The sequence below is a fragment of the Aeromonas sp. LsrichE-8G genome, assembly GCF_022869435.1.
In the GTDB taxonomy this organism is placed as follows: domain Bacteria; phylum Pseudomonadota; class Gammaproteobacteria; order Enterobacterales; family Aeromonadaceae; genus Aeromonas; species Aeromonas caviae.
In genome coordinates, this window is the sequence record NZ_JALIHH010000027.1 from 1 (window position 1) to 293 (window position 293).

At 58.7% G+C, this 293-nt stretch carries 1 protein-coding gene; it reads left to right on the forward strand.

What is annotated here, in order from left to right:
* The coding region (locus tag MUW49_RS06015) for a transposase (RefSeq protein ID WP_244812518.1) at positions 1-293 on the forward strand (293 nt) is incomplete at both ends.

Here is a 293-nt window from a genome sequence, read left to right on the forward strand (position 1 = left end):
ATTGGTGTCGATGCCAAGAGTGGCCTGACCCACAGCCTAGTCACCACCGCGGCCAACGAGCATGACCTCAATCAGCTGGGTAATCTGCTGCATGGAGAGGAGCAATTTGTCTCAGCCGATGCCGGCTACCAAGGGGCGCCACAGCGTGAGGAGCTGGCCGAGGTGGATGTGGACTGGCTGATCGCCGAGCGCCCCGGCAAGGTAAGAACCTTGAAACAGCATCCACGCAAGAACAAAACGGCCATCAACATCGAATACATGAAAGCCAGCATCCGGGCCAAGGTGGAGCACCC